Source organism: Pseudomonas sp. CM27 (assembly GCF_013179515.1).
Taxonomy (GTDB): Bacteria; Pseudomonadota; Gammaproteobacteria; order Pseudomonadales; family Pseudomonadaceae; genus Aquipseudomonas.
Window position 1 is genome coordinate 1 of sequence record NZ_JABMCN010000366.1, and the last position, 3,905, is coordinate 3,905.

4 protein-coding genes are annotated in these 3,905 nt (G+C 66.1%); all 4 read right to left on the reverse strand.

Annotated elements, in window-relative coordinates; genetic code table 11:
- On the reverse strand, positions 1–289 hold a 289-nt coding region (locus HP547_RS27720), incomplete at its 3' end, for a Zn-ribbon domain-containing OB-fold protein (protein ID WP_172288636.1).
- Between the two features lie 5 nt (positions 290–294).
- Positions 295–1,506, reverse strand: a complete 1,212-nt coding sequence (locus tag HP547_RS27725) for a thiolase family protein (protein ID WP_172225254.1) — start codon at positions 1,504–1,506, stop codon at positions 295–297.
- Positions 1,507–1,555: 49 nt separating this feature from the next.
- Positions 1,556–3,223 carry a DUF1302 family protein gene (locus tag HP547_RS27730; RefSeq protein ID WP_172288638.1) on the reverse strand — a complete coding sequence of 556 codons (1,668 nt, stop codon included), beginning with the start codon at positions 3,221–3,223 and terminating at the stop codon, positions 1,556–1,558.
- Positions 3,201–3,905, reverse strand: a 705-nt coding sequence (locus HP547_RS27735) for an MBL fold metallo-hydrolase (RefSeq protein ID WP_172288640.1), incomplete at its 5' end; no start/stop codon positions are given. The genes HP547_RS27730 and HP547_RS27735, both read right to left, overlap by 23 nt.

Sequence of the window (3,905 nt, forward strand, 5' to 3'; positions counted from 1 at the left end):
TGCGCACCCCTTCGGCCAGTTCCACCACCGCCAGGGCCTGGGGCATTTCATCGGCAAAGTCCGGCAAGGTTGCAATGCGCGTCAGGGTATAGCTGTACAGGCTCGCCTGCCCCGCCACCTCGCGCCAGGCCGGGTCTGGCGCCAGGCAGGCCGGGCAGTGCCGGCGCGGGTAGAACAGCCACTGCGCACACGCGTTGCACTGCTGGATCAACAGCCGCCGGGCCTTCAGGCCCTCCCAGAACGGTGCGGAGATTTCCGTCGCCACAGGCATGGGTTTGTTATTGGACATACTGGTTATGCTCCCTGAAGGATCAATGCGCCCTGTTCGCTCATCACGCCACCGGTGCCGGAGACGTACACGCTGTCGCAACGCTGCAGCTGGCGCTCGCCGGCCGCGCCGGCAATTTGCGTGACCGCCTCGATGACCTGCGACATGCCGCCAGCAGAGCCGGCCTGGCCAAAGCTGAGCTGGCCGCCATGGGTGTTCATGGGGAAGTCGCCGCGCCAGGTCAGATCGTGCTCGCGCACGAACGCCATGCCCTCGCCTTTGCCGCAGAAGCCCGCGTCTTCCAGGGTGAGCAGCGCGGTGATGGTGTAGCAGTCATAGATCTGCGCGGCATCGACGTCTGCCGGTTTCAGCCCGGCCATGGCGAAGGCACGCTGTGATGCCGGGCCGATGGGCGTGTGCAGCATGTCCTGGGCATAGGACGGCGACTTGAACGCCAGGTGTTCGCCAAAGCCGGTAATGAACGCTGGCCGCTTGCGGGCCTTGGCCGCCAGTTCCTTCGAGGCGATGATCATGGCGGCACCGCCGGCCACCGGCATGACGATTTCCAGCACGTGCAGCGGGTCGGCGACCATCCGGCTGGCCAGCACCTGCTCGACACTCAAAGGCTGGCCGAAGAACATCGCCTGCGGGTTGGCCTGGGCGTTGCTGCGCTGGTCCACCGCAATCTTGGCCAGGGCCCTGGGGTCGTAGCCGTACTGGGCGGCGTAGCGCTGGGCGATCATGGCATAGCCGGTGTTCTGGCCCATGTGCCCGTACGGCAGGTCGAACTCCGCTTCGGGGGCACCGAACGCCGTGCTGTGGCCGCCAAAACGCATGGCCCGGGCCATCCAGCCGGGATCTTCATCCGGCCCCAGCGGGGCCATGCGCGCTGGCAGCACGCACAGCACGGCCTGGCACAAGCCCAGTTCGATGGCAGCGGCGGCGCGCCAGACCATGCCCACCGAAGTACAGCCGCCAAGGTCGACCACCTCGGCAAAGTTCAGGCGAAGGCCCAGGTATTCGGCGGCCATGGCCGGCACAAACACCGAGGCTTCGTGAAACTGCGGACCGTTGATCACCAGGCCGTCGAGGTCCGAGGCTTGCAGGCCGGCATCGCGCAGGGCCTGGGCGGCCAGGTCGGCGACCTGTTCGAGGTGGAACATTCTGGGCGCCGTCGCGTACTTTTCCGGCTTGTACTGCGCGGTACCCACTATTGCTGCGTGGCCTTTGAGCCCCATAGTGCCTCCATGCCGGAGCCGCAGGCCCCGGCGTTGTCCAGGTGGTCGGTCAGAAGGTGTATTTCATCGAGAACGTGGCGTAGTCACGGTCGGCATAGGGCCGCTTGATCGGGTCGGGCGAGCCCAGGTAGCCCACGTAGGTCAGGCCGACTTCCAGATTGCCCAAGTACTTGAAGGTGGTGCCTACGCTGATGCGGCGGTCGCCCTGCACGCCGGCGATGCTGCCGGACATGGGCGTCGAGCCGCTGAACACATTGGAGAAGCGCACTGGCACTTCCAGATCCCAGCCTTGGAAAACCCCCGGATAACTGAACGATGCGCCCACGGTGTAGGCACTGGCGTCGCGGCTCTTCCAGCCGGATGCGGTCTTGTAGGTGTAGTCATCGGACGCTCCAACCAAGGGTGTCAGGCTGGGCAACAGGGCCACGCCTTGCAGGTTGCTGGCTGCGGAAGTGGCCTCGACACTGTCCACCCGCACATGAATGATCTCGCCGGTCAGGGTGGTCTGGCTGGCCCACGGCCGGTCACCCAGCACGCGCATGGCCGAAAGCTGGAACTGCTGGCCCTTGCCCTTGGCTGCAGTCGGTCCCATGCCCGTGTTGACCAGCACCGGCGCGCCGTCGCGGTACGACCACTCGGCCCCTATCTGGGTATCGCCGAGCTTGGTCGAGGCGCTGATACCGGTCAGTTTGATGTCTTCGAAATACTTCACCCGGTAGCCGTTGGCGGCAAAGGCGAACAGGCCGCCACCGACGGGCACCGGGCTGTAGCCCACCAGCGCTGTGGCCGGGTTCTTGTCGTGGTAGTTGACGTGAAACAGCGACAACTCCAGCGCCGGCACCGGCCGGTAGCGCAGTTGTATGCCCCACTGGCCGCTGTCGCGGGGCTCATCGGTACCGCGATACGGCACATTGCCCGTCGGGGTGATCAGGAATTCGCGCCCTGGCCCGATCACATCGGTGCCCGACAGGTAGCTGCCCACCGGTGCCAGTTCGGTGCCCTTCCACTCGTACTGCACGTAGCCGCCAAAGGTGAACTGCGGGTTCAAGCGGTACGACGCCGACACCTGCCCCACCGGCAGCAGCACTTCCTTGACCTCGACCCCCGGTTGCGCGGCCTTGACCGCATCAGAGGGGTTCTGCACGCCGTTGACGCCGGGGTAGTACAAGCTTTCGCCCCAGGACTCGATGTGGCGCCCGGCCTTGACGTCGAGCATCGAATCGTTGTCGAAACGCCAGCCGCCGAACACGTAGGCGTCCAGCAGCCGGGTGCGGCCGCCGCTGTAGTAACGCGCATCGCTGGTGAATTCGTCGTTGTCACCGGCCTTGTTGACCGTGGCCGGTGAATCGTTGTCGTTCTTGCGGTGGTAGACGTCGTCGTAGAAGGTGCTGGCGCGCACCACGGCGCCGTAGTTGTCCATGCGCAGGATCATCTCGCCCAGGGCGCCCACCCGGTTGGTGGTCAGGCTGCCCTGGTTGAAGTTGCGGTTGGCGTCATCGGCATTGACCCCGAGCAGGCGGTCACTGGGCTTGCCCAGGCGCACGCCGATGCCGTAGCTGGTGGTCACCGACCAGTCGATGGTGGCGCCATTGTCGAACTCCAGGGTTTCCCCGGACCAGGCCGGCGTCGACGCCAGCGCGATCGCCGTGGCCACGCTGGCAAGCTGGACACTGCGGCAAGCAAGGGCAGTACCGTCATTGTTGTTCTTGTTGATCACACGGACTCTCCTGAAGGGCAACCGACTGGCCGCCTGGAATGTTCAACGTCGCCGTCGGGCCACCCGCCGCCTGCTGCGCGGGTGCCTGCCGGGCACGGCGATAGCGGTAAAGCGGTGGCTGGTACTCGCGCACGAGCAGCCCTTCGGCCATGAGGTAGTTGGCGTGGGCCAACGTTTCGCCAAGGGCCATCAGTTCGTCGAAACGACCGGACAGCCTGGGGAACAGCGCAGCCATCAGCTCAAGCGCGGTAGAGGGCGCCTCGCAGCTGGCCAGCAGGCGCGCGAGCTGGGCCTGGTGATGAGCCTGCAACTGGTCGAGCCGGGCATGCAGGTTGCAGAACGGCCGCTCGTGGGCTGGCAACACCAGCACGCTGTCCGGCAGGCTGCGCAGGTGTTCCAGCGAGGCCAGCCATTCACGCAGCGGGTCGGCTTCGGGCTCGGTGGCATGCACGCCCACCGTCGGGGTGATGCGCGGCAGGACCTGGTCGCCGGCAAGCAGCAGGCTGCCATCCTCGGCATACAGGCAGGCGTGCTCCGGGGAATGACCACGGCCGACCACCACGCGCCACTGGCGGCTGCCGATGCGCAGCCGATCACCCTCACGCAGGCGCCGGTAGCTGTTGAAATGCAGCGGCCGGAAATGGCCGTTCTGCACCAGCCGATAAAGCTCGCCGATCTGCTC